Annotated in this window: 19 protein-coding genes and 1 pseudogene; 13 read left to right on the forward strand and 7 right to left on the reverse strand. The window is 45.3% G+C overall.

Going from position 1 to position 22,226, the window contains the following annotated elements:
• Positions 1-103 precede the first annotated feature (103 nt).
• A complete protein-coding gene (locus tag GW12_RS10665; RefSeq protein ID WP_034587329.1) occupies positions 104-751 on the forward strand; it encodes a glutathione S-transferase in 648 nt (215 codons plus the stop codon).
• A 57-nt stretch (positions 752-808) separates the two neighbouring features.
• Here GW12_RS10665 and phoR read toward each other — a convergent pair whose 3' ends face one another.
• The 3 genes from phoR to GW12_RS10680 all read right to left on the reverse strand — a co-directional run bounded on the left by phoR (position 809) and on the right by GW12_RS10680 (position 3,782).
• Positions 809-2,167, reverse strand: a complete 1,359-nt coding sequence (phoR, locus tag GW12_RS10670; protein ID WP_034587330.1) for a phosphate regulon sensor histidine kinase PhoR — start codon at positions 2,165-2,167, stop codon at positions 809-811.
• Between the two features lie 24 nt (positions 2,168-2,191).
• Positions 2,192-2,902 (reverse strand): phosphate regulon transcriptional regulator PhoB, encoded by a 711-nt coding sequence (phoB, locus tag GW12_RS10675; protein WP_034587331.1) that lies wholly within the window; start codon positions 2,900-2,902, stop codon positions 2,192-2,194.
• 202 nt (positions 2,903-3,104) lie between these two features.
• The gene (locus tag GW12_RS10680) at positions 3,105-3,782 is read right to left on the reverse strand and encodes a TetR/AcrR family transcriptional regulator (RefSeq protein WP_034587332.1); all 678 of its coding nucleotides are present in this window, start codon (positions 3,780-3,782) and stop codon (positions 3,105-3,107) included.
• Between the two features lie 220 nt (positions 3,783-4,002).
• Here GW12_RS10680 and GW12_RS10685 point away from each other — a divergent pair, with 220 nt between their 5' ends.
• From GW12_RS10685 to GW12_RS10730, 10 genes are all read left to right on the forward strand, one after another.
• The gene (locus GW12_RS10685) at positions 4,003-4,851 is read left to right on the forward strand and encodes an SDR family oxidoreductase (RefSeq protein WP_034587333.1); all 849 of its coding nucleotides are present in this window, start codon (positions 4,003-4,005) and stop codon (positions 4,849-4,851) included.
• 292 nt (positions 4,852-5,143) lie between these two features.
• Positions 5,144-6,652, forward strand: coding sequence for an amidohydrolase family protein (locus GW12_RS10690; protein ID WP_034587334.1), 1,509 nt, complete (start codon positions 5,144-5,146; stop codon positions 6,650-6,652).
• A gap of 69 nt (positions 6,653-6,721) precedes the next feature.
• On the forward strand, positions 6,722-8,230 hold the full coding sequence (locus GW12_RS10695) for an OprO/OprP family phosphate-selective porin (protein ID WP_227504165.1): 1,509 nt from the start codon (positions 6,722-6,724) through the stop codon (positions 8,228-8,230).
• A gap of 24 nt (positions 8,231-8,254) precedes the next feature.
• On the forward strand, positions 8,255-9,310 hold the full coding sequence (locus tag GW12_RS10700) for an ABC transporter substrate-binding protein (protein WP_034587336.1): 1,056 nt from the start codon (positions 8,255-8,257) through the stop codon (positions 9,308-9,310).
• A 10-nt stretch (positions 9,311-9,320) separates the two neighbouring features.
• Entirely contained in the window at positions 9,321-10,580 is a 1,260-nt protein-coding gene (locus GW12_RS10705) for an MFS transporter (protein WP_034587404.1), read from the forward strand.
• Positions 10,577-11,419 carry an ABC transporter permease gene (locus tag GW12_RS10710; protein WP_034587337.1) on the forward strand — a complete coding sequence of 281 codons (843 nt, stop codon included), beginning with the start codon at positions 10,577-10,579 and terminating at the stop codon, positions 11,417-11,419. Before GW12_RS10705 ends, GW12_RS10710 begins: the two co-directional genes overlap by 4 nt.
• A gap of 3 nt (positions 11,420-11,422) precedes the next feature.
• Entirely contained in the window at positions 11,423-12,250 is an 828-nt protein-coding gene (locus GW12_RS10715; RefSeq protein ID WP_081403494.1) for an ABC transporter permease, read from the forward strand.
• A 13-nt stretch (positions 12,251-12,263) separates the two neighbouring features.
• Positions 12,264-13,295, forward strand: a complete 1,032-nt coding sequence (locus GW12_RS10720; RefSeq protein ID WP_034587338.1) for an ABC transporter substrate-binding protein — start codon at positions 12,264-12,266, stop codon at positions 13,293-13,295.
• Positions 13,296-13,297: 2 nt separating this feature from the next.
• Positions 13,298-14,128, forward strand: coding sequence for an ABC transporter ATP-binding protein (locus GW12_RS10725; RefSeq protein WP_034587340.1), 831 nt, complete (start codon positions 13,298-13,300; stop codon positions 14,126-14,128).
• A 27-nt stretch (positions 14,129-14,155) separates the two neighbouring features.
• The gene (locus GW12_RS10730) at positions 14,156-14,992 is read left to right on the forward strand and encodes an ABC transporter permease (protein ID WP_034587343.1); all 837 of its coding nucleotides are present in this window, start codon (positions 14,156-14,158) and stop codon (positions 14,990-14,992) included.
• A gap of 107 nt (positions 14,993-15,099) precedes the next feature.
• On the opposite strand, the gene GW12_RS10735 is transcribed toward GW12_RS10730, so the two are convergent.
• Positions 15,100-16,197 carry a sigma-54-dependent Fis family transcriptional regulator gene (locus GW12_RS10735; protein WP_034587345.1) on the reverse strand — a complete coding sequence of 366 codons (1,098 nt, stop codon included), beginning with the start codon at positions 16,195-16,197 and terminating at the stop codon, positions 15,100-15,102.
• A gap of 228 nt (positions 16,198-16,425) precedes the next feature.
• On the opposite strand from GW12_RS10735, the gene GW12_RS10740 reads away from it, so the two are divergent.
• Together GW12_RS10740 and GW12_RS10745 are read left to right on the forward strand one after the other, a co-directional pair.
• On the forward strand, positions 16,426-16,641 hold the full coding sequence (locus GW12_RS10740; protein WP_034587347.1) for a molybdopterin-binding protein: 216 nt from the start codon (positions 16,426-16,428) through the stop codon (positions 16,639-16,641).
• 36 nt (positions 16,642-16,677) lie between these two features.
• Complete coding sequence (locus GW12_RS10745; protein WP_034587349.1) at positions 16,678-17,499, forward strand: ABC transporter ATP-binding protein; 822 nt, start codon at positions 16,678-16,680, stop codon at positions 17,497-17,499.
• A gap of 108 nt (positions 17,500-17,607) precedes the next feature.
• Here GW12_RS10745 and GW12_RS10750 read toward each other — a convergent pair whose 3' ends face one another.
• The 3 genes and pseudogenes from GW12_RS10750 to GW12_RS10760 all read right to left on the reverse strand — a co-directional run bounded on the left by GW12_RS10750 (position 17,608) and on the right by GW12_RS10760 (position 22,159).
• The gene (locus GW12_RS10750; protein ID WP_034587350.1) at positions 17,608-18,972 is read right to left on the reverse strand and encodes an LLM class flavin-dependent oxidoreductase; all 1,365 of its coding nucleotides are present in this window, start codon (positions 18,970-18,972) and stop codon (positions 17,608-17,610) included.
• Between the two features lie 287 nt (positions 18,973-19,259).
• Positions 19,260-20,630 (reverse strand): annotated as a pseudogene (locus GW12_RS10755) (LLM class flavin-dependent oxidoreductase).
• 164 nt (positions 20,631-20,794) lie between these two features.
• The gene (locus GW12_RS10760) at positions 20,795-22,159 is read right to left on the reverse strand and encodes an MATE family efflux transporter (RefSeq protein ID WP_034587352.1); all 1,365 of its coding nucleotides are present in this window, start codon (positions 22,157-22,159) and stop codon (positions 20,795-20,797) included.
• Positions 22,160-22,226: the final 67 nt, after the last annotated feature.

Consider the following 22,226-nt stretch of genomic DNA (forward strand, 5'->3'; position numbering starts at 1 on the left):
AGTAGATGAAATGTAATTTGATGCTTCACCCATCTCACGGTGTAGCCCCTGTTTTTGCTATGCTGATGGCAACACGAACAATCAGAATAATAAAGAGTCAACTATGCGTATCCTGCACCATCTCGAACAGTCCCGATCTTTCCGTATTCTATGGGCGCTGGAAGAACTGGGGCTGGATTATGAAATTAAATATCACCGACGCCTACCCAATTTTGCCGCACCCTCAGAACTGAAAATGATTCACCCATTAGGCAAAGCGCCGATCCTGATTGATGATGACTTGGTACTGGTCGAATCTGCAGTGATTTTGCAGTATCTACAGGAAGCCTATGATACGGCAATGGAATTCCAACCCTTGACTGCAGCAGCCAGACAGCAATACCGTTACTGGATGCATTATTCTGAAGGTTCACTGATGCCACTTCTGGTCATGCAGTTGGTAATGAACTCAGTCGAGAAACATGCCCCTTTTCTGTTCCGACCATTTGCAAGACAAATTACCAGCGGGGTAAAAAAGCAGTTTATCCAGCCCCGCCTTCGAGAGCATATTCACTATCTGGAAGATTACCTGAGTGAGCATGAATATTTTGCTGGCCGTTTCAGCTTTGCCGATATCCAGATGAGTTTTCCACTGGAAGCAATATTGACGCGTACCGGCAAGCGTTATCCGGCGATTGAGGCTTATCTGGATAGACTTTCCCATCGCCCAGCCTATTTCCGGGCGATGTCTAAAGAAGAAGTTTTACGTTAAAAATTTTCCGAAAAGAAAGGTGCTTAAAGGCACCTTTTGATTTAAATCGCTTTTGAATTAATCCGGGAAACTGAGTCGTTCTTTGGGGAAAATGACTTTAAAGGTCGAGCCTTCATTTTCCTTGGATTCAATCACCAGTTGGGCCTGATGCTGCATCAGCACGTGTTTTACAATCGCAAGTCCCAGCCCAGTACCCCCGGTACGGCGGCTCCGGTCAGAATCCACCCGGTAGAAACGTTCGGTCAGACGGGGCAGGTGTTTGGTATTGATTCCGATCCCGGTATCCTGTACCACAAAATAGGCAGATTCACCATCATCATGCCAGCCCATGGTTACGGTACCACCTTTCGGGGTATATTTAATCGCATTGGTAATCAGGTTACTGAAGGCACTGGCAATTTCCATATCCGAGCCAATCAGGTCGCAGTGGCTGTCGATATCCAGATTCAGGGTATGGCCATAGTCCACGTTATAGGCCTGGGCATCATCAAACAGCTGGTTCATCAGGCTCGGCATGTCGATGATCTGGTTCTTGGCCAGATTTTTGTCATTTTCCAGGCGCGACAGCAGCAGCAGGTCATTCACCAGTGCATTCATACGCCGGGTCTGGGACTGCATCTGGTCAAAGGCGCGTTTCCAGCGTGGACTGATATCTTCCTGATCGGTAAAGGTTTCGATATAGCCGCTGAGTACGGTCAGCGGGGTACGCAGTTCGTGGGAAATGTTGTCGACAAAGTCCTTACGCATCTGCTCCAGATTATGCATCCGGGTCACGTCATAAGCGACCAGCAGGCGGCTTTCGCCACCAAAACGGGTCATCTTGATCTGCACATAATGGTCTTCCACAACCGGAGACTGCATTTTCAGGCCATCCGGAGCATCATCTATATGATGGTAGTATTCAATAAATTCCGGTTGAGAGAGCAGTGTCAGGATATTGCAACCTTTGTCTTCTGCTTTGAGACCCAGCAGACGCTCTGCAGCGGGATTCCACCATTCAATCTGCTGCTTATCATCAATCAGAATTACTGCTTCCTGAAGTGCAACCAGTGAAGATTGGGCACGATCAATCAGTTCCACCATTTCTGCCTGAACAATGCGTTCCTGTCGTTGAGCCTGATAGACGTTAAACAACAAGGCACCCCAGATGCCATTGATCTTGGGTGGTACATCATATGGACGGTTGGAAATCCAGTCATTGACCAGATACAAGGAACGGATCTGCGTGGCAAAAAAAGCTACAAAAGCCAGCACGATACAGACCCAGAAATAGCCGATCCCGAACCCGATTAGGCTGCCGATCAGCAGAAAACCAGCCAGTAGACGTAAATCCTGCTTGGCAAAATCCCAGAGGCTGTTGGAGCGAGGCATCTTGTGTCCACGGGCCATTTCAGGAACAGGGTAGGGTTTATACATAAAGCAGGATTTACCTAAGTCAGATTAGCCGAGGGCAACATCGGCACGGGTAGAGAAACGGTAACCGGTACCACGTACGGTCTGTACATAACGGTCAGCCCCATACGGTTCCAGTACCTTGCGCAGGCGACGGATATGTACGTCAATGGTCCGGTCTTCAATATAGACGCTACCGCCCCACACCTGATCCAGCAGCTGGGCACGGGTATAGGCACGTTCCGGATGGGTCATAAAGAAGGCCAGCAGGCGATATTCGGTCGGTCCCATATCCAGAAGGGTGTCACCAAAGCTGACGCGCTGGCTGACCGGGTCCAGCACCAGGCCGTTGGCATCAATATTCTTGTCATTGCTCAGGCCATTGGTACGACGCAGCACAGCTTTGATCCGAGAGACCAGTTCACGGGTGGAAAATGGCTTGGTCATGTAGTCATCGGCACCGGCATCCAGACCTTGCACCTTATGATCTTCTTCACCACGTGCGGTGAGCATAATCACCGGAATTTCCGACAGGCTTTCATCACGTTTCAGCCGGCGGCACAGATCGACACCACTGACGCCACCGGGCATCATCCAGTCTAACAGGATAAGTGCCGGACGCTGATCCACAATCATTTGATGGGCCTGCTTGGCATCTTCTGCCTCCAGACAATTAAAGCCTGCCATATCCAGGGCAGTATGGATCATTTCACGAATTGGAAGCTCATCATCGACGATTAAAATGTAGTCATCTTTCACAACGCAATACCCTATCAGTTAACGGTGGACCGTTTTATATTTATGACAAGCCTTATTACAAAGATTAATTATGACAGTATCATTGCAGAAAGGGCAGCTTCCCAGATTTCGCAAAGAATTGTGACAATTAAAAACAATCCGTACTCGACCAAATATCATTTTTAAACAACTGAAATCATGTTATTTGGCTATTCAAAATTCACTACTTTTTCTCGGCAAAGGTCTCAAACAGGGTCAGGAACACAATACTGCATGATGACAACACTTCTTCCATCGACTGTTTAAAGCCGCTCATGACCCAGCGAATTGCGATCTGGGTCACATAGCCATTTAAGCCGGTAGAGACCAGCGAAATTTCCTGTTCGGAACGGCTCAAGTTTGGCATCATCAGCATGACAAAGGCCTGAATCATGCGGTCAAAACGGCTCATGGTTTCATGAATGGTGGCCTGATTATGCAGTTCCTGCACCAGCATGGCATCAATATAGATAATCCGGGCCATCCGTGGGTTATCACGTAAGGTGGTGAGTAGAGCGGTCAAACCTGCTTCAATCATTTTCTTCGGATCGGAGGAAGCCTGCATCATCGCCTGCATGACATTTTGCTGCAGTTCATCAATCAGTTTCAGGAAAATGGTCTGGAACAAATGTTCGCTTTTCTTGAATGACTCATAGAAATAACGCTCGGTCAGCTTGGCTTCATTACAAATATCTTTGACCGTCACAGAAAAAAAGCCATGGGTACCATAAGCCTGAATACCGGCTTCAATCAGCTTTTCCCGGCGTGCCTGCTGACGCTCAGTCATAGATAGGCCCTTAAACTGGCGTTCCTTTGCTACCGTTTTTTGTTGTTTTTTCTCAGAAGTTGCTGACTGTGTCATAGGATGAACAGGCTCATATACACCAAAATTTTGAATATCTTATCAATAAATTGCTGTTGTACCTATGCTCTGGTCGACCAAATCATCTTGGCCCGAATAGACAAGTCAGTTTGATTGACAATGAATATTGTCAAAACTATATTGGGGAGAATTGCTGCATGAAGCACGACAGAACCAGAAACACTGTCCGCGCGGGCAGTGTCATTCATAAGGGAAAACCATGAAAAATTTTAATAATAAAGTTGCTGCGATTACCGGGGCAGGGTCTGGGATCGGCCAGCAGTTGGCCGTGTTACTGGCAAAACAGGGCTGTCATCTGGCATTAAGTGATGTCAATGAACAAGGTCTGGCTAATACCGTTGAGTTGCTCAAAGATGCCAATGTCCGTGTCACCAGCAAAAAGGTCAATGTGGCGAATCTGGAAGAAATACGTGCCTGGGCAGCTGAAGTCGAGAAAGATCATGGCAGCGTGAACATGATCTTTAATAATGCAGGCGTGGCACTGGGTTCTACCGTGGAAGGCGCCAGCTATGACGAGCTGGAATGGATTGTCGGGATTAATTTCTGGGGTGTCGTCTATGGGACCAAGGAATTCCTGCCGCTGATCAAGAAAACGGGCGAAGGGCATATCATTAATATCTCCAGCCTGTTTGGCCTGACCGCGCAACCGACACAATCGGGGTATAACGCCACCAAGTTTGCGGTACGTGGCTTTACCGAATCGCTACGTCAGGAACTGGATATGGAAAACTGTGGCGTCAGTGCGCTGTGTGTGCATCCGGGCGGGATCCGGACCAATATCGCCAATGCGGCAAAAATGAATGACAGTATCCGTAGTCTCGGCATGCATCCGGAAAAATCAGCGCAGAACTTTAACAAGCTGCTGCGTTGTCCGCCGGAAGAAGCGGCGCGCCAGATTCTCGATGCAGTTCTGAAAAACAAACGCCGCTTGCTGATCGGTAATGATGCTAAAGCGATTGATCTGATGCAGCGTATCCTGCCAGCGGGCTACCAGAAAGTAACCGCTTTTGCGACCAAGCTTGGGAATCGTTCCAAGAAATCTGCTTAAGTTTTGAAAATCAATCAAATAAAAGCTCACAGAGGTGGGCTTTTTTGATATTGGAACTAATGAAATTTTAATATTCAGGAAGTTTTATTTATCTTAAAAATAGAAAATAAAATAGGGATTAAAGCTGAATTGATATAAGCAAATGTTGAATTTTCAACACTGAAAGCGGTTAAAAACCAACATAAATACTCTGGATATTTTTATAAAAGTAAATAAAAACAATAAATTAAATAATTGGCATGCTTGTTGCCATATAGGGAGAGTGAAAAGATAACAAACTAGGTACTCCCCCATGACTATTTTAAAAGATTTAAAAGGCAAGACTTCTCGTTCAGCGCAGGTGAAATCCCAGCTCGATTTTCCGGTGATTGATACGGATATTCATACCAATGCCTATAGCCCGGCACTGGAAGACTATATTGCACAATACGGTGGTTCACGTATTGTAGATCTGTTCCGGACTCATTTAAAAAGTAATGGCTTAAATGCTTTAGCTGCAGAATGGTATAGCGCAACGCCACAAGAGCGTAAAGACCGTCGTTTATTCCGTCCCCCATTCTGGGCGCTACCATCTGAAAATACCTATGACCTGGCAACTGTAGCCTTACCAGGTTTGTTATATGAGCGTTTAGAAGAGCTCGGTACAGACTATGCGGTACTGTATCCAAACCTGTCTTTGTTCCCAATCAACTCATCTAATGATGATCTGCGTTTATCTTTGACTCGTGCCATTAATCATTTCCATGCCGATGTCTATAAGCCTTATGCAGACCGTTTGACCCCAGTCGCTGCAATTCCACTGAATACGCCACAAGAGGGTATTGAGGAACTGGAATTTGCACAAAAGTTGGGACTAAAAACAGCCTTGATTCCAGGTGCAGTCCGCCGGCCGATTAAAACTATCGCAGATCGTTATCCTGAAGATACGGATCTACGCCGTTATGCGTATTGGCTGGATTTCTTCGGCATCGATAGTGAATATGACTACGACCCATTCTGGCAAAAGAGTGTGGAACTGGGCATCAACCTGTCGACACACTCAGGTAGCCAAAGCTGGGTGGCACGTAATTCACCAACAAACTATATGTTCAATCACATTAACCACTTTGCAGATGCTTCTGAAGCACTGGCTAAAGCCTTGTTCTTTGGTGGCGTGACTGAGCGTATTCCACAACTGCGCATTGCGCTATTAGAAGCAGGTGCAGCATGGGGTCAAAACGTGTTGACACATCTGGTTGACCGCTTTGAAAAACGTGGCAATGAACATGTACAGCAATACAACCCGGAACGCCTGAATCATGAGTTAGCGGTTGAGTTGTATCGTCAATATGGTCATACCTTATATCAGGGCCGTGAATTGAATGAGCAAGAGATTATTGAAAGCTTATTTGGGGTGGCAGGTACGGGACGTTTCCAAGCGCAGAAACCAGAAGAAATTAATGATTTTGCTCTGGCAAAAATTCAAAGCAAACAGGATATCTGGGATCGCTGGGTACCAAATTTCTACTTCGGCAATGAAGCAGATGACCGCACGATTGTGGGGGCTTTAAATCCAAAAGGGAATCCATTTGGCCAGAAAATTAATGCTTTATATTCTTCAGATTCGGGTCATTGGGATGTTCCTGAACTGACTGAGCCACTGGCAGAAACCTGGGATTTGGTGCAAGAAGGGGCGATTACCGTAGAAGACTTCAAGTCACTTGTATTCACCAATCCGTATCAGTTCTATACCGCGAATAATCCTGACTTCTTTAAGGGAACCCAGGTGGAAGCCAAATTAAACCAACAAAACGCAGCATAACCCCTTAATTCAAAAATATCGTCCGCTTGTGCCAGCAGGCGGACTGGGGATTTTTCGTCTTTTATTTTAATGATTCAGGAATTTTTTGTGGGTAAACAACATTTATTGGCTGTATCCGTTGCATTGATTATTCAAGGGATCTCTCTCAGTGCGTATGCAGATGACACGACTCAGGCTGAGTTAAAACAGCTTAAAGCACAGATTGACGTCTTACAGAAACGCTTTGTGCAGCTGGAACAAAAACACAATACCACGCTGTCTACGAGTGACCAAAGTGAAGCGACGCATACAGAGTTTACGGAAGATGGGGAAGGTGCTGAGCTGATTGCGCGTGAAGTCACAACAGATGACATCGATGGCTTAAAAGGGGATATCGAGAATTTCAAATATGACCATTCCCGTCAGTATGAACGTCAAACAGTGAAATCCGCACGTGATACGACTTTATACGGAACGGTACAGGTACGTGCCTCTTATCAGGACGAGGGGACGACTGCAGGTAATCCGGCACCCGTGGGTGAGCGCAAATCAACGTTTGATATTCCAACAGCACTGATTGGGGTGCGTGGTAATTTATTCCGTGATTATAATGAAGGCAAAAATCTGGATTACCAGCTGTCTTTCAGTTATGCCAAACAGACTGGGACTGCGGGTAATAACAGTAACTTCAATTTGCAGGATGCTTTTCTACGCTACAACTTTTTCTCGACCAACTCCGGTTTGGAACAACCCCGTTTAAATGCAACGTTGGGTCAGCAACTCATTCCGTTTGGTCTGGAAGCGCAGTCACCTGAAGATTTACGTCCAACCATTACTCAGGCGATCGCGCCTGTACAGTTAGGTCTAACAGCACGTCAAAACGGTTTAATTGTACGTGGTGATGCCAAACCTTATGTCGATTACGGTGCAAATTACCGCGCTCCATTACTGGAATATGCATTTGGTGTGACTAATGGTAATGGGATCAACAAGACCGATGATAATGAGGGCAAAGATTATCTGGCACGTCTGGCTTATACCTTGCCTGTGGACTATGCCAGCATTTTCCGTGAGCTGAAATTCGGTGTGTCGTATTTAAAAGGTAAGAACAATATCAAAAATGATGGGCTTTTGCTTAGCGATCATGGCAAGCGCGATATTTTAGGCTTTGATATTTACTACAACCATGCACCGTTTGGTGTGACCTACGAATACATTCAGGCTAAAACAGAAAAAGCCACGCCTGTGAATGAGCTGGTTGATACCACGGCTGAAGGGCATACCTTTACCTTGTTCTATACCTTGGGTGACCAGTTCTATAACAGTATCAAATCCAATGCCAAATTTGACGATTTCTGGCCGAAGTCAATCCAGGGCTATTACCGCTATGACAACTATAACCCGAACAAAGATCAGGACGTGGTTGGTGTGCCTGGCAATGGCTGGGGTGAATATGACAAGCACTCGCTGGGCCTGAACTTCTTCTTCGCGCAAACCACTAAGTTCCAGCTAGCCCTGAACCATACCAAATACCAAAACGAAACCAGTTCCCAAAAAGACTTTAATGAAGTCGTGGGTCAATTCCAATACACCTTCTAATTATTCAACAGGATTGTTTTAAAAATGAAATTTCTCTCTAAAAAAATTACCGCAAGTTTACTGGCACTTTCAGCATTAGGTCTAAGTGTTCAGGTGTCTGCGGCAGCACCGAAAGAAATCCGTATTTCTGTGTCTAGTGCTGGCGAGGGCGGACGTCCAAAAATTGGCGGCAGTTTTATTGCATCAGCACATGCACGTGGGGTACTGGAACAGGAATTTAAAAAAGACGGTATTAAAGTGACCTGGTTATTCTTCCCAGGCGCAGGTCCAGCAACCAATGAAGCTTTAGCGAACGGTAAAGTCGACTTTGCATCTCAAGGGGATTTGCCCGCGATTGTTGGCCGCTCATCAGGCCTGAAAACCAAACTGTTATTTGGTACTGGGCGTTTAGGACCGGTGTATTTCGTTGTGCCGTCAGACTCTACAGCCAAATCGCTAGCGGATTTAAAAGGCAAGAAAATTGCCAACTTTAAAGGCACGAATGGACAGATCGTTCTTCATCGCCTGCTGAAAAGCCAGGGAGTATCTGAAAAAGATTTCCGAGTTATTAATCAGGATACCTATTCATCCCGTACCTCGATTGCAACGGGGGATATCGACGGCACGATTACGACACCTTGGAGCCTGGAAGCTCGTGGTGTGGCAAAACGCTTAATCACCTCCAAAGATCCAAAAGTTTCGGCTTTATCTGCGTTCTGGGTCACAGAAGCGTTTGAAAGACAATATCCAGATATTGTCCAGCGTGTGGTGACAACCTTAGTGAAGCAAGCACACTGGAGCAGTCAGGAAGCTAACCGTAATGAACAGTACAAGCTTTGGGCACAAAGCGGTATTCCATATATCGACTATAAAAAAGACTGGGATGGCTGGGATCTGAAAAAACGGATTAACCCGCTGCTAGATGATTTCCATGTGGCTCAGTATATCGATGCTGCAAAAATCTCTAAAGAAGCACGACTCATTCGCCGTGATGTGGATATCAAAACCTGGTACGAACCTAAGTATTTGAACCATGCCCTGAAAGAACTCAAACTTGAAAACTATTGGCGACCTTTGAATGCCAATGGCCAGCCAAAGTAAGGATGTTCTGATGTCATCGGTTGAATCAAATCTCGCCACAACACCGCTGTCTTTCAAGTTTATGAGCAGCTTTATTGTGCTGACGATTTTGGCAGGTTTAGGGATGGGCGTATTTCGCGTCCTGACCTCCCTGTATGGCGTTGAACTGCAAGCCTCACCGTTACAGTTAGGCTTGATTTCTTCAGCGCAGAGTATTGGTGTCTTACTGATGGCTTTACCGATTGGGGTCCTGGTCAAACGTTTAGGTTCCTTGAAAGTATTTAGTATCGGCAGTATTGCAGGTGCGATCCTGTTTGTATTGGCCTCACTTTTTCACAACCCCTGGGCACTGGTACTGATTACTGCTTTGGTGAGCTTTGTAATGCCGATGCGTTTTGTCTCAATCAATACGGTTTTTTTAACCCATTTACGCCGTCTTGGTGCAGCAAAAGCCGGCTGGTTTCGTGGTTCGCATATGATGGGCTTTTTCCTGATCGGTCCATCACTGGCACTATTTTTTGTCTCGTTATTTGGTTATCAGAAGTCTTTCTGGTGTGTGGCAGCACTGTTTATTGTTGCAATGTTATTCGCACCGATCTGCTTCGAGAAAAAAAGCCAGATTGAACGTGATGCTCAACCGAAATTCCGGTTTAAGGAAATTCTTGAGCCACTGCGTTTAATCAAAAGTCATCAGCCACTGCGTACCGTGTGCCTGCTCGAAATTTTAAGCAGTATTGCCACCAATACCTTTGGTTTCTTTATCGTCGTCATTGCGATTCAGAATTTCGCTTTTGCTGAACATTCAGCCGTATTGCTACTCACAGTTCAAGGCATTGTCTTTGTGGGTTCCTTATTTGGCTTGGGGAGCTTTGCAGAATGGCTAGGCTATCAAAAGTTTTATCTGATCGGTTTGACTTTGATTAGTGGGGCTTTATTTGCCTTAGCGCTACTGAAGCAGGCTTGGGGTTTATGGCCAGCCAGTGCCTTGCTGGGTTTGGGACTAGGCGTGTTGCATATCGCCAACTTTATGTCTTTTGCCAAAGTCGGTGAAGAAACAGAAATGACCAAAGTTTCGCCTATTCTGGCATTAGTGGGACCTCTAGGCGGATTGCTTGGCGGTTTTATCGGCATGGTCTGCGGATCCAGTTTTGGATTGCAATGGCTATTCTTGCCGACTGCAATCGCATTTACTTGCATGACTTTTTATATCTATTTCAGCCAGCGCTTTCTGGCATTTATCCAAAATGATCAACTCAATACAACACAGCAACTCGAGGGGCAAAAATCATGAGTAACAGTCATATTGAACGCCGTAGTTTTGCATGGCAAAACATTTTCAATCCTGTTGAATTGCTTAGAAAAGCCGTCAAAACGCTGTTGTTGCTGTGTTGTGGCCTAGCGATTCCATTGGCCGTATTAGCGCTTTGGCATATCGCAACAGAACGACAATGGCTGCCCGAGCAGATCCTGCCAGCACCACAGCTGGTCTGGACGACGACGCTGGAACTGTGGCAATCAGGCGATCTGCAGAGCAATTTTCTGATCAGCGCCAAACGCATTTTCTGGAGTGTCAGTCTGGGTGCGAGTATTGGCCTGATCCTGGGAGCCTGGTTTGCCTTGTCCAATAAGGCCAAGCAATTGGTTTATCCAAGTATCCAGCTTTTGGCCCAGTTCCCGATCATTGCCTGGATTCCCCTGTTAATGATTTTTCTGGGTATAGATGAAGCTTTAAAAATTGTTGCGATCTCTCTGGCGGTGATTGCTCCGGTGCTGATTGCAACCTTTAAGGGCATTCAGCAGGTACCTGTCCGGTTACTGGAAGTGGCTCGCGTTTACCAATTTTCAAAATTGCAAACCTTAACTCGGGTGATTTTGCCCGCAAGTTTACCTGCCATTATCAGTGGCTTACGCCAAGGCATCATGCAGGCGTGGTTGGCTCTGGTCTTTGTGGAATTGCTTGCCAGCAGTGAAGGCATTGGTTTCCTCATGGTATGGGGACGTCAGCTGATGCAGCTGGATATCGTCTTCATGGGCATTATTTTTATTGGCGTAACGGGTTATGTCCTGGACAGTGTTCTTGCTGTGTTTGAACGTGTGGCTCGTTTCTATGCAACACGTGTGAGGACTTAAATCATGTCAGAACTCATTTTAGAAGAACATAAAACAACTGCTTTACCGGGAAAAAACATCGCTGCTCCCGTATGGAAACCAAGCAAAACGGCATTGCAGGCATTGATTGTCCCTGCACAGTTTATCCTGCTGTGGAGTACGGCTTCTTATCTGAACTGGATCGATGCCAAACTGATTCCTTCACCTTGGGATGTCATGGTTGTTGCCAGCAAAACCTTGAGTGAGGCACAGTTCTGGCAGGGCATTACCGCCAGTTTAAGCCGTAACTTTATTGGCTATAGTATCGGGGCCAGTCTAGGCGTGGCCTTTGGTGTGTTATTGGGAACTTCACGGTTTGCCCAGTGGTTCTTTGCACCAGGTTTTCATGTATTACGTCAGGTCTCGCTGTTTGCCTGGTTACCTCTCATCTCAACCTTTTTAGGGTATGGCAATTTCGCCAAAATTTTATTCATCAGCTTATCGGTATTTTATCCAGTCGCCCTGCATAGTCTGGAAGGGGTGAGCAGCATCTCCAACAGATACCGTGAGGTTGCTCAGGTTTACCAGTTTCCGACCATTTATACCTATCGCAAATTGATTTTACCTGCAGCAAGCCCGCAGATTTTTGTTGGACTACAACTGGGACTGATCTTTGCCTGGTTGGCAACCATTGGTTCGGAGTTTCTGTTGGCCAATTATGGTGTGGGTCTTGGCAACCTGGTGATCCGCGGCCGTGAGCAATTTAATGTGTCATTAATTCTACTCGGGATGTTGGTGATTGGTGTGGTCGGTTTAATTTTAAACCGCCTACTGGTGGCAGTTGAGCAGCGTTTATTGGCATGGCAGAAGTAGGAGCAGAAGAGAAATGAAAAAAATATCAATCTGGTTAAAACAAGTATCTGTTGCCTTACTGGTTGGCCTGAATCTGTCTGCCTGCAGTCTGAATCGCGCTCCAGATACCTCATTACCTGTCACTGAGTTGCGTTATCAGAGTAGTGCCGGACTGGTGTCCCTGCCAGAGCTGGCCAAAGACCTGGGTTATCTCGGCAATATCCAACTGAATTATGTCGGTACCGTACAAGGCGGACCACAGGATCTGTTGACCTTGGTGGCAGGAGATGTGGACTTTGCTTCAGCCTTTAATGGCGCAGTTGTCAAAGTGATGGCAGCAGGTCTGGATGTCGTGCCTGTAGTGGCCTCTTATGGTTGTGACTATAAGCAGTCAGCAGGCTTCTACGTGTTGGAAAATAGTCCGATCCGTACCGCGCGTGATTTTATTGGCAAGAAAGTGGCGATGAATACCTTCGGCGCTCATCATGATTTTGTACTACGTGATTGGCTGGAAAAAAATGGTTTAACAGCAAAAGAAATTTCAGAGGTGGAATTCATCATGCTGCCACCGATTACTTCTGAACAGGCACTTCGTAACGGGCAAATTGATGTCGCTGTGTTGTCCAGCATTACGGAACAGCGCGCTTTAAAGAATGGCGGTGTGCGTAAAATTTTTGCAGATGTAGATTTATATGGCCCATTCACCGCAGGGAGCTACTCGATGCGCAAAGAGTTTATCGAGAAACATCCTGAAGTCGTAAAGACCTTTGTGGAAGGAGTAGCTAAAGCACATCGCTGGGTGCAGACCACACCCGTTGAAGAAGTACATGCCCGTTTTAAGCGCATCATTTCCGAGCGGGGTCGCAACGAGAATCATGCCCTGATTCCATATTTCCAGAGTTATGGTGTGCATAGTGCGGGTGGGGTGCAGAAGGCAGAAGACTTCGAGCCATGGATCAAATTCATGGAGAAAGAACAAAAACTGAAACCAGGCGTACTGAATGCGCAAAACGTTTTCAGTAACCGTTTCAACCCTTATGCCGACCAGAATACACAAGGATTATAACAATGACGATTGCATTAAAAATGGACCATGTCCGTAAAGAATTTCCAGCTAAAACCACAGGTAAATTGCCCTCTGCACCTTTTGTTGCAGTAGAAAATGTCACTCTAGATATTCAGCAAGGTGAATTTGTATGCATCGTGGGGCCGAGTGGTTGTGGCAAATCGACTTTACTGGATTTAATTGCGGGCTTAACCCGTCCAAGCTCCGGTCAGATTTTGCTGAATGGCAAGGAAATTACCAAGCCAGGTCTGGATCGCGGCATTGTGTTTCAGCAATATGCGCTCTATCCATGGCTGACCGCGCTAGAAAATATTGAGTTTGGTCTGGAAGCCAAAGGCGTAGATAAAAAGACCCGTCGTGAGAAGGCCAAATATTATTTACAGCTGGTGGGATTAACTGGTTTTGAAAATCACTATCCGAATGAATTATCTGGCGGGATGAAGCAGCGGGTGGCCATTGCCCGCAGCTTGGCCTATGAACCAGAAATTCTGTTGATGGATGAGCCATTTGCTGCACTGGATGCCCAGACCCGTGAAACCTTACAGGAAGAATTGCTGAACATTTGGCGCAGTTCCAAAGCCACCATCATTTTTATTACCCATAGTATTGATGAAGCGATTTACCTCAGCCAGCGCGTCGCTATCATGACTTCCCGTCCGGGACGGATTAAGGATGTGATCGAGATTCCGGAAAGTTTACGTTTGCAAGATGAAGACGTTCGTTCAACGGCAGAATATGGGCGGTTACGTCATAGAATCTGGTCGCAGTTGAGTGAAGAAGTGGTGAAAGCACAGGCATTAGAAAAGACCAAGCAGCTACAGCACAGTGCTTAAAAGAATATAAAAAAGAGGATTATCAATATGACAACAGCAAAAAATCAGGCATTGGCCTATCCCAATGCTACCTTTAACCGCAAGAAACTCAATATCCAACTCACCTGGTTGAGTTCTGGGTTTAAGCGATCCATTGCCATAGTACTGTTCTTCCTGCTTTGGGAAGTCTTACCGCGTATGGGTGTCGTTAGTGCGGCCTTTCTACCACCTTTAAGTCAGGTATTTCAAACGGGTTGGGAACTATATCAATCAGGGCAATTGACCCATCATTTGGTAGTTTCTCTACAACGCTCAGTGATTGGTTTTACCTTGGCGATATTACTGGCTATTCCACTAGGTTTGCTGATTGGCTGGTACAAGCTGATTGCAGAAACCTTAAATCCATTGTTAGAGCTGTTCCGTAATACCACTGCACTGGCTTTAATGCCGGTATTTATCCTGTTTTTGGGGATTGGTGAAGTGTCAAAAATCAGTTTGCTGGTTTATGCCTGCACTTGGCCAATCTTACTGAATACGATTTCAGGGGTACAAAACGTAGATCCATTGCTGATTAAATCTGCACGTACCATGGGTTTGCCACCGTATCAGCTGTTTAGAAAAGTGATCTTGCCGGCAGCTGTACCGACTATTTTTGTGGGCATCCGTCTGGCTGGTGCGATTTCGATTCTGGCACTGGTTGCGGTAGAAATGTTCGGTTCTAAAGCTGGTTTAGGTTATTTGATTATGTATTCCCAATATAGTTTTGAAATTCCACAAATGTTTGTCGGTATTTTAATTATGACTGTTTTAGGGTTAGCATTTAATTATGGTTTACTTGCGGTAGAAAAACATTTTACCAAGTGGAAGAAAAATCCGGTTGAATAATCCAATTAAAATAAAAAACCCGTTTTAAATAAAACGGGTTTTTTAATATCTTATCTAAAATTAAAAATATCATTGTATGAATATAAATAATAATTTTCACATAGTTTTTAAATCAGGCCGTATTTTAATAAACGCGTCCGAATGACATTACGGGTCACTCCTAACAGCTTTGCAGTATGTACCTGGTTGTACTGGCAATGTTCATAGGCACTGCGAATAAAGCGTTCTTCAATCAGTTCATTGATATTCAGATCAGGCAGTTGCCCAGAAGCGTCAAACAGCTGTTTAAAGGTTGCTTGGAGCAACTGTTCAGCATCCTGAAGGTTATGAATCTCCATATTCAAGTCAGTTGATGAATGCGGCTGACTCTGGGGAAAACCGGAAGACTTGATATTGCCAGTCACCAGGTTGGAAAAGCTGATATCTTCCGGTTCAATGACGCCATTACGGCTGACCAGCACCGCATGGTGCATGGTATTTTCCAGCTCACGGATATTGCCCGGCCAGCGATGTTGAATCAGCTTTTTCGCTGCCAGCGCCGAGATACGTAGAGGGGTGTCATGCGGGTTAGTCTGGTAACGTTCCACAAAGTATTTCGCCAGAGGCAGAATATCTTCACGACGGTCGGCCAGTCGTGGAATACGCAGTAATGCCACATACAGGCGATAGAATAAATCCTCGCGGAATTTACCCTCAATCACTGCCTTTTCCAGATCGACATTGGTTGCAGCAATGATGCGGACATTGATCGGGATCGGCTTAAGCGACCCGACCCGGATAATTTCTCTTTCCTGTAAAATCCGCAATAATTTGACCTGCATTGGCAGGGATAGGTCACCAATTTCATCCAGGAATAGCGTGCCATTATGCGCTGCTTCGAACCAGCCGATACGCTGGCTAATTGCCCCGGTAAAAGCGCCTTTTTCATGCCCAAAAAGCTCACTTTCGGCCAGCGATTCTGTTAAGGCACCGCAGTTCACTGCGATAAAGGGACCATGGGCACGATGACTCAGATCATGAATCTGGCGTGCCACCAGCTCCTTACCGGTACCGGTTTCACCGATAATTAACGCATTGGCATCACTCGGTGCAATCTGTTTGATTCGTTCCAGCAAGGCTTTAGACAACGGGTCTTCAAAGACGGTAGCAGTCGCCCGTTCATGCCGTCTTGTCTGACTAATAATGGGATGTGTAAATATCGACATAATTCTTATTTCAAATTATTAAAATATAGACAATCATCTATTAATTCATGACTTTTTATAAATAATAAATCGGTCTTTAATTATCAATCTGGTATATATAGGTTTAAATAGAAAATTAATCATAAAATAAGATAAAACCAGTAGCGATAATCAAATATTAAATCAAGATAAGTATTCACTGTAAAATCTTTTATATTATGCTCATCAATAACCAAAAGGGTAAATATAATGACAATTACATCAGTTAACGTGCGTAACCAGTTTAAAGGTGTTATTCAGGAAATTGTAGAAGGAAGTGTTGTTTCAGAAGTAAATGTGGAAACCAAAGCCGGCATTTTTACTTCAATTATAAGTACCCGTTCGGTACAGGATCTGGATTTAAAAATCGGTTCGGAAGTGGTGGTGCTGATTAAATCAACAGAAGTGTCATTGGCAAAACTCTAGATCTATATCTGGATTAAATCAAAAAAGGAGTGAACGATGACACAGCAAGATCTCGGTTCAGTGTCGATTCAACACTTATATAAAAAATATCCCTCGCAAAATAATGAAGATCTGGTGGTTTTAGAAGATATCAATTTAGATATTCAGCCGGGTGAATTCATTAGTATTGTCGGTAGCAGTGGCTGTGGTAAATCCACCTTGCTTCGCCTGTTGGTAGGTCTGGAAAATCAATATCAGGGCAATATTCTGGTGGATGGTGAAAAAGCCATTGGTACCAGCCTTAATCGCGGCATTGTCTTTCAAGATCACCGCCTGTTTCCATGGCTCAGTGTTCGGGAAAATGTACGTATTGCCTTGCATAAAAGTAACTTAACCCGCGCTGAAGAAGACAAACTGATTGATGAGCATCTGGAATTGGTTAATCTCAGCAATTTTAAAAATGCCTATCCATCACAGCTGTCTGGCGGGATGAACCAGCGTGTCGCGATTGCCCGTAGTCTGGTAAATCGTCCACAAATCCTGTTACTGGATGAGCCTTTTGGTGCACTGGATGCCTTGACTCGTCAGAATCTGCAGGATGAATTACAACGCATCTGGCAAACAGAAAAGATCACCATGATCATTGTGACCCATGATGTGGAAGAGGCGGTTTTCTTGGGTGATCGCGTGGTGGTGATGCAACCACATCCGGGACGGATTAAACGGATAGTTGATGTACCTGTACCACATCCACGCAAGCGTGAGGATGTTCGTCTGCACAATATTAAGAACAATATTTTGCAGGACTTTAGCGATCCAAGCAAAGAGGTGCTGTTCCAGAAACCGCGACATTTTTCAGATTACCAGTTTGCCTGGTAAACCTTTAAAGCTTAAAAAGCCTGTTAAAGCAGGCTTTTTTGTTGGGTGTATTTTTAGATAACTGAAGCAATAAAAAAATGCCCCGAAGGGCATTCTTCTTGCATTTGATTAGGAAGCTGCCTTGTTCAGCTTGCTTTCAGTCACATACTGATTTTCAGGACGCTTTAATCCTAAATTTTCACGTAAAGTTTTGCCTTCATATTCTGTGCGGAATAGGTCACGGCGTTGTAATTCTGGGACAATGAAATCAACAAAATCATTCAGACCGGCAGGGGTGGTTGGTGGCAGCACATTAAAGCCATCAGCTGCTTCATTTTCGAACCATTGCTGTAACTGATCTACGACCTGTTCTGGTGTACCCACCAGCGTCCAGTGCCCACGTGCTGAAGCGATATATTGGTAAAGCTGGCGAATGCTAAAATTATGTTTACGGGCAATATCAATCATCATCTGCTGGCGGCTAGAGAAATTGATGTCAGTATCTTCCAGTTTCGGGAATGGTGCATCCAGATCATATTTCTCCAGGTTAATGCCACCTGATAGACCTGAGAGTAGAGCCAGTCCCACTTTTGGATGAATCAGACTATTCAGGAAATCATATTTTTCTTTGGCTTCTTCTTCAGTTTTGGCGACGAAAATCGAAACACCTGGCATAATTTTCAGGTCATCCGGATGGCGGCCATATTTCAGCAAACGGCTTTTTACATCGCGATAAAATTCTTGAGCATCTTCTAGCGTTTGTTGAGCTGTAAAGATCACTTCAGCATATTTTCCTGCCAGTTCACGGCCATTCTCGGATTGACCCGCTTGAACAATCACAGGATAACCCTGCGGTGGGCGAGAAACATTCAGAGGCCCCTGTACATTGAAATGCTTCCCTTTATGTAATGGCTCATGCACCTTATCTGCCTGGAAGAACTGCCCAGTTTCCTTGTTATAGATAAAGGCATCATCTTCCCAAGAATCCCAGAGTTTTTGCGTGACTTCAATAAACTCATCGGCACGTTCATAACGCACTTTTGGCTCGGGATGTTGTTCCAAACCAAAGTTGCGTGCAGTATCAGCCGATGCAGTGGTGACCACATTCCATGCTGCACGGCCTTTAGAAATATGATCTAAGGATGCAAATTTACGTGCCAGAATATAGGGATCTTCATAAGTGGTCGATGCTGTAGCGATAAAGCCCAAGTTTTTGGTTGCCACAGAGAGAGCCGCAAAGAGTGTTACCGGTTCAAAGCCAACGCCTTTATCACCCAGACCAAGTTGGCCTTCTACTGCTGATCCCCAACGGACTGAAAGGCCATCTGCCAAGAAATAGGCATCAAACAAGCCCCGCTCAGCGGTTTTTGCCAACTCGATAATGTAGTCGATATTGAGATGATCCTGCGGACGTGATTCCGGATGACGCCAGCCAGCGGCATGCTGGGCAGTTGCGGGAATAAAAGCACCGAGTTTAATTTGACGTTTTGCCATGTCTGTTTCCTTATCTATGGATTTTTTCATCGAATAGATAAGAACAATTACTGTGCCAATAAATATTCATAATTAAAACAACAATATAAAACACATAATCTTTTTATGTGTTTGAAATTCAGCAAGATTTTATGGTGAATGTTGGAAAATCTACAGCAGCAAATCTGCAGTGCTTATCTCAAAGCAGCTATTTTTAGACAAGGTGATTTAAGGCAGATATTCAGGCACAAAAAAATGATTAAGAAATAAAAAAATGCCCCGAAGGGCATTTTTTATCAGTAATTGATTTAAGACGCTGCAGCAGTATTCCGTTGTGCTAGTACATACTGGTTTTCTGGTCGCTTTAAGCCTAAGTTCTCACGCAAAGTGGTGCCTTCATATTCAGTCCGGAAAAGACCACGACGTTGCAGTTCCGGCACAATTAAGTCGACAAAGTCATTCAGACCAGCTGGCGTACTTGGAGGAAGGATATTAAACCCATCAGCCGCTTCATGTTCAAACCATTCTTGCAGCTGATCCACGATCTGCTCAGGTGTGCCGACCAGCGTCCAGTGACCGCGTGCAGAAGCCACATATTCATACAGCTGTCGAATAGTAAAATGATGCTTACGGGCAATCTCAATCATCATCTGCTGGCGGCTGCCAAAATCAATCAGCTTTTCATCTAGTTCCGGGAATGGCTGATCCAGATCGTACTGTTCCAGATCAATTCCGCCTGCCAGGCCAGAAAGCAGACCCAGACCGACTTGCGGATGAATCAGGCTATTGAGCAGATCGTATTTTTCCTGCGCTTCTTCTGCAGTTTTGGCTACAAAAATCGAAACACCTGGCATAACTTTCAGGTCATCAGCATGACGACCATATTTGGCCAGACGACCTTTGACATCGCGGTAGAAGGCTTGGGCATCTTCCAAGGATTGTTGTGCAGTAAAAATTACTTCGGCAAATTTCGCTGCCAGTTCACGGCCATCTTCAGACTGACCAGCCTGTACAATTACGGGATAACCTTGTGGCGGGCGTGGCACATTCAGTGCGCCTTGGACCTCAAAGAATTTACCTTTGTGCTGTGGCTCATGGAATTTTTCGGGCTGGAAAAACTGTCCTGAATCCTTGTCATATATAAAAGCATCATCTTCCTAGGAATCCCAGAGTTTCTGCACCACTTCAATAAATTCATGTGCCTGAGCATAACGGGTCTTGGCATCTGGATGTTCAGACAGGCCAAAATTACGCGCTACCTGCTTGGAGGCCGTAGTCACCACATTCCATGCTGCGCGGCCTTTAGAAATATGGTCCAGTGAGGCATATTTACGTGCCAGCGTATAAGGATGTTCATAGGTGGTCGATGCAGTTGCCACAAAGCCGATATGTTTGGTCACGGCAGATAGCGCTGCGAACAGGGTCACTGGTTCAAAGCCCGTGTCTTTATCGCCCAAGCTCCAGCCTTTGCTGGTCACTGAACCCCAATCGCCACGAACTGCCAGGGTATCAGCCAGAAAATAGGCATCAAACAGACCTCGCTCTGCGGTTTTGACCAGTTCAATGGCATAGTCGATATTAAGATGATCCTGCGGACGTGATTCTGGATGACGCCAGCCAGCAGCATGTTGAGAGGTGGTTGGGATAAAAGCACCGAGACGGATTTTACGTTCAGCCATGAGAAAAACCTTGTGTTTTTTATGTTGTGAGCTGGTTATAACAAGGAATTTTCAGGGGTTAAAATACGATAAAATTAAATCCATATAAAAAATATGGATTAACCAGAAAATACGCCATTCACAAGTTTTTCACTCGGTTTTATTTTCTTATGAAAGGCTGAAAATTACACCAGTGCCTTAATGGTTTTTTTCTTCCAGACGAACTGATAATACAGTCCTTGCAGGATGCATAGACAGACAAAAGCCAGGGCATAGCCATACCAGATGCCTTTTAAGCCCCACCATTGACTAAATATATAGGCAGCCGGGATTTCAATTCCCAAGATAGTGACAATATTAATGACCATCGGAATATTCACTGTGCCACTGGCTCGCATAATCGAGGCAAAAATGGCACTGCCACCAAAGAACAGAATGGACCACAGCACGATAAACAGCAGTTGCTGACCGAGCACCACCACATTTGGATCGGTGATAAACAGCGCCATCAGATATTTTGAGAACAGATAGGCCAGTATCACTAAGCTGCCGGTAAACAGGATATTCATGCTCATGGCGGTACGGGTGACTTTATTCAGCAGCTCATTTTTACCGGCACCAATGGCTTGTGCTGCAAATACCGAAGCTGCAATAGCAATGGAAAGGGCAGGGAACTGGATGTAGTTCAGTACCTGATTGACCGCACCATAGGCGGCTGTGGCTTCAGCCCCATAACGGTTAACCATGCCAACGATCACCAGACCGGCTGCGGAGGTGGTGATCATCTGTACCCCGGTTGGAATGCCCAAACGCAGAATGATCAGGCTTAAGCCGGGATGGTGACGAATATTTTTCAGTAAAGCCCAATCGGGTTTGAGCGGATGTTTTCTATAATTTAAATACAGAACTAAAAATAATAGAACCGCCAGATTCCCGAGAATGGTGGCAATCGCCGGCGAGATAATCCCCATTTTCGGAAAACCCAAATAACCCGCGATCAGGATCGGCGTAACGATCAGGCCGATACCAATGGTCAAGGCGGAGGCAAACAGTGGTGTAGTGCTATCCCCGACACCACGCAAAATTGAGGTAAAAATAATATAAATAAAAATCAGGGGGCTACCTGCTAGCATCCATTGTACATAAGGCACCGACAGGTGCATCACATTCGGATCGGTACCCAGCAGCAACAGAATCTGCTCGGCAAAAATCACCCCGAACAGTGCAATCAAACTACCGCCAATCAGGGTCATGAAAAGGGTGGAACCTACCACACAGCGAACCTTTTCCAAATTTTTGGCACCCCAGGCCTGTCCGACCAGCACCGTCGAACCAGCAGACAGTCCAATCACAAAGGCCATTAAACAGAACAGGATCGGGAAAAATACCGCCACAGCCGCAATGGCATTCACGCCCAGCATCTGCCCAACAAAAATCGTATTAATGGTTCCCGACAGGCTTTGCAGGATATTGGTTACGATCAGTGGCAGCAGGAAAACAAAAAAGGATTTCCATAAATTCTGCTGCTGAACCAATGCGTGCTTAGCCATGTGTTGTCCTGTAGTGGAAGATGAGGTCTATCAAAGAAACCTGATTATCGGAAATTTGTACAAAAAA

Source organism: Acinetobacter sp. HR7, from assembly GCF_000773685.1.
Taxonomy (GTDB): Bacteria; Pseudomonadota; Gammaproteobacteria; order Pseudomonadales; family Moraxellaceae; genus Acinetobacter; species Acinetobacter thermotolerans.

Excerpts from the sequence above, each read along its gene's own strand:
- GW12_RS10735 (WP_034587345.1), bottom strand. The coding sequence starts at position 16,197 with ATGTCGATATTTACACATCCCATTATTAGTCAGACAAGACGGCATGAA.
- GW12_RS10715 (WP_081403494.1), top strand. The coding sequence starts at position 11,423 with ATGTCAGAACTCATTTTAGAAGAACATAAAACAACTGCTTTACCGGGA.
- GW12_RS10725 (WP_034587340.1), top strand. The coding sequence starts at position 13,298 with ATGACGATTGCATTAAAAATGGACCATGTCCGTAAAGAATTTCCAGCT.
- GW12_RS10730 (WP_034587343.1), top strand. The coding sequence starts at position 14,156 with ATGACAACAGCAAAAAATCAGGCATTGGCCTATCCCAATGCTACCTTT.
- GW12_RS10760 (WP_034587352.1), bottom strand. The coding sequence starts at position 22,159 with ATGGCTAAGCACGCATTGGTTCAGCAGCAGAATTTATGGAAATCCTTT.
- GW12_RS10680 (WP_034587332.1), bottom strand. The coding sequence starts at position 3,782 with ATGACACAGTCAGCAACTTCTGAGAAAAAACAACAAAAAACGGTAGCA.
- GW12_RS10700 (WP_034587336.1), top strand. The coding sequence starts at position 8,255 with ATGAAATTTCTCTCTAAAAAAATTACCGCAAGTTTACTGGCACTTTCA.
- GW12_RS10720 (WP_034587338.1), top strand. The coding sequence starts at position 12,264 with ATGAAAAAAATATCAATCTGGTTAAAACAAGTATCTGTTGCCTTACTG.
- GW12_RS10750 (WP_034587350.1), bottom strand. The coding sequence starts at position 18,972 with ATGGCAAAACGTCAAATTAAACTCGGTGCTTTTATTCCCGCAACTGCC.
- GW12_RS10690 (WP_034587334.1), top strand. The coding sequence starts at position 5,144 with ATGACTATTTTAAAAGATTTAAAAGGCAAGACTTCTCGTTCAGCGCAG.
- GW12_RS10745 (WP_034587349.1), top strand. The coding sequence starts at position 16,678 with ATGACACAGCAAGATCTCGGTTCAGTGTCGATTCAACACTTATATAAA.
- GW12_RS10665 (WP_034587329.1), top strand. The coding sequence starts at position 104 with ATGCGTATCCTGCACCATCTCGAACAGTCCCGATCTTTCCGTATTCTA.
- GW12_RS10685 (WP_034587333.1), top strand. The coding sequence starts at position 4,003 with ATGAAAAATTTTAATAATAAAGTTGCTGCGATTACCGGGGCAGGGTCT.
- GW12_RS10710 (WP_034587337.1), top strand. The coding sequence starts at position 10,577 with ATGAGTAACAGTCATATTGAACGCCGTAGTTTTGCATGGCAAAACATT.
- GW12_RS10705 (WP_034587404.1), top strand. The coding sequence starts at position 9,321 with ATGTCATCGGTTGAATCAAATCTCGCCACAACACCGCTGTCTTTCAAG.
- phoR (WP_034587330.1), bottom strand. The coding sequence starts at position 2,167 with ATGTATAAACCCTACCCTGTTCCTGAAATGGCCCGTGGACACAAGATG.
- GW12_RS10695 (WP_227504165.1), top strand. The coding sequence starts at position 6,722 with ATGATTCAGGAATTTTTTGTGGGTAAACAACATTTATTGGCTGTATCC.
- GW12_RS10740 (WP_034587347.1), top strand. The coding sequence starts at position 16,426 with ATGACAATTACATCAGTTAACGTGCGTAACCAGTTTAAAGGTGTTATT.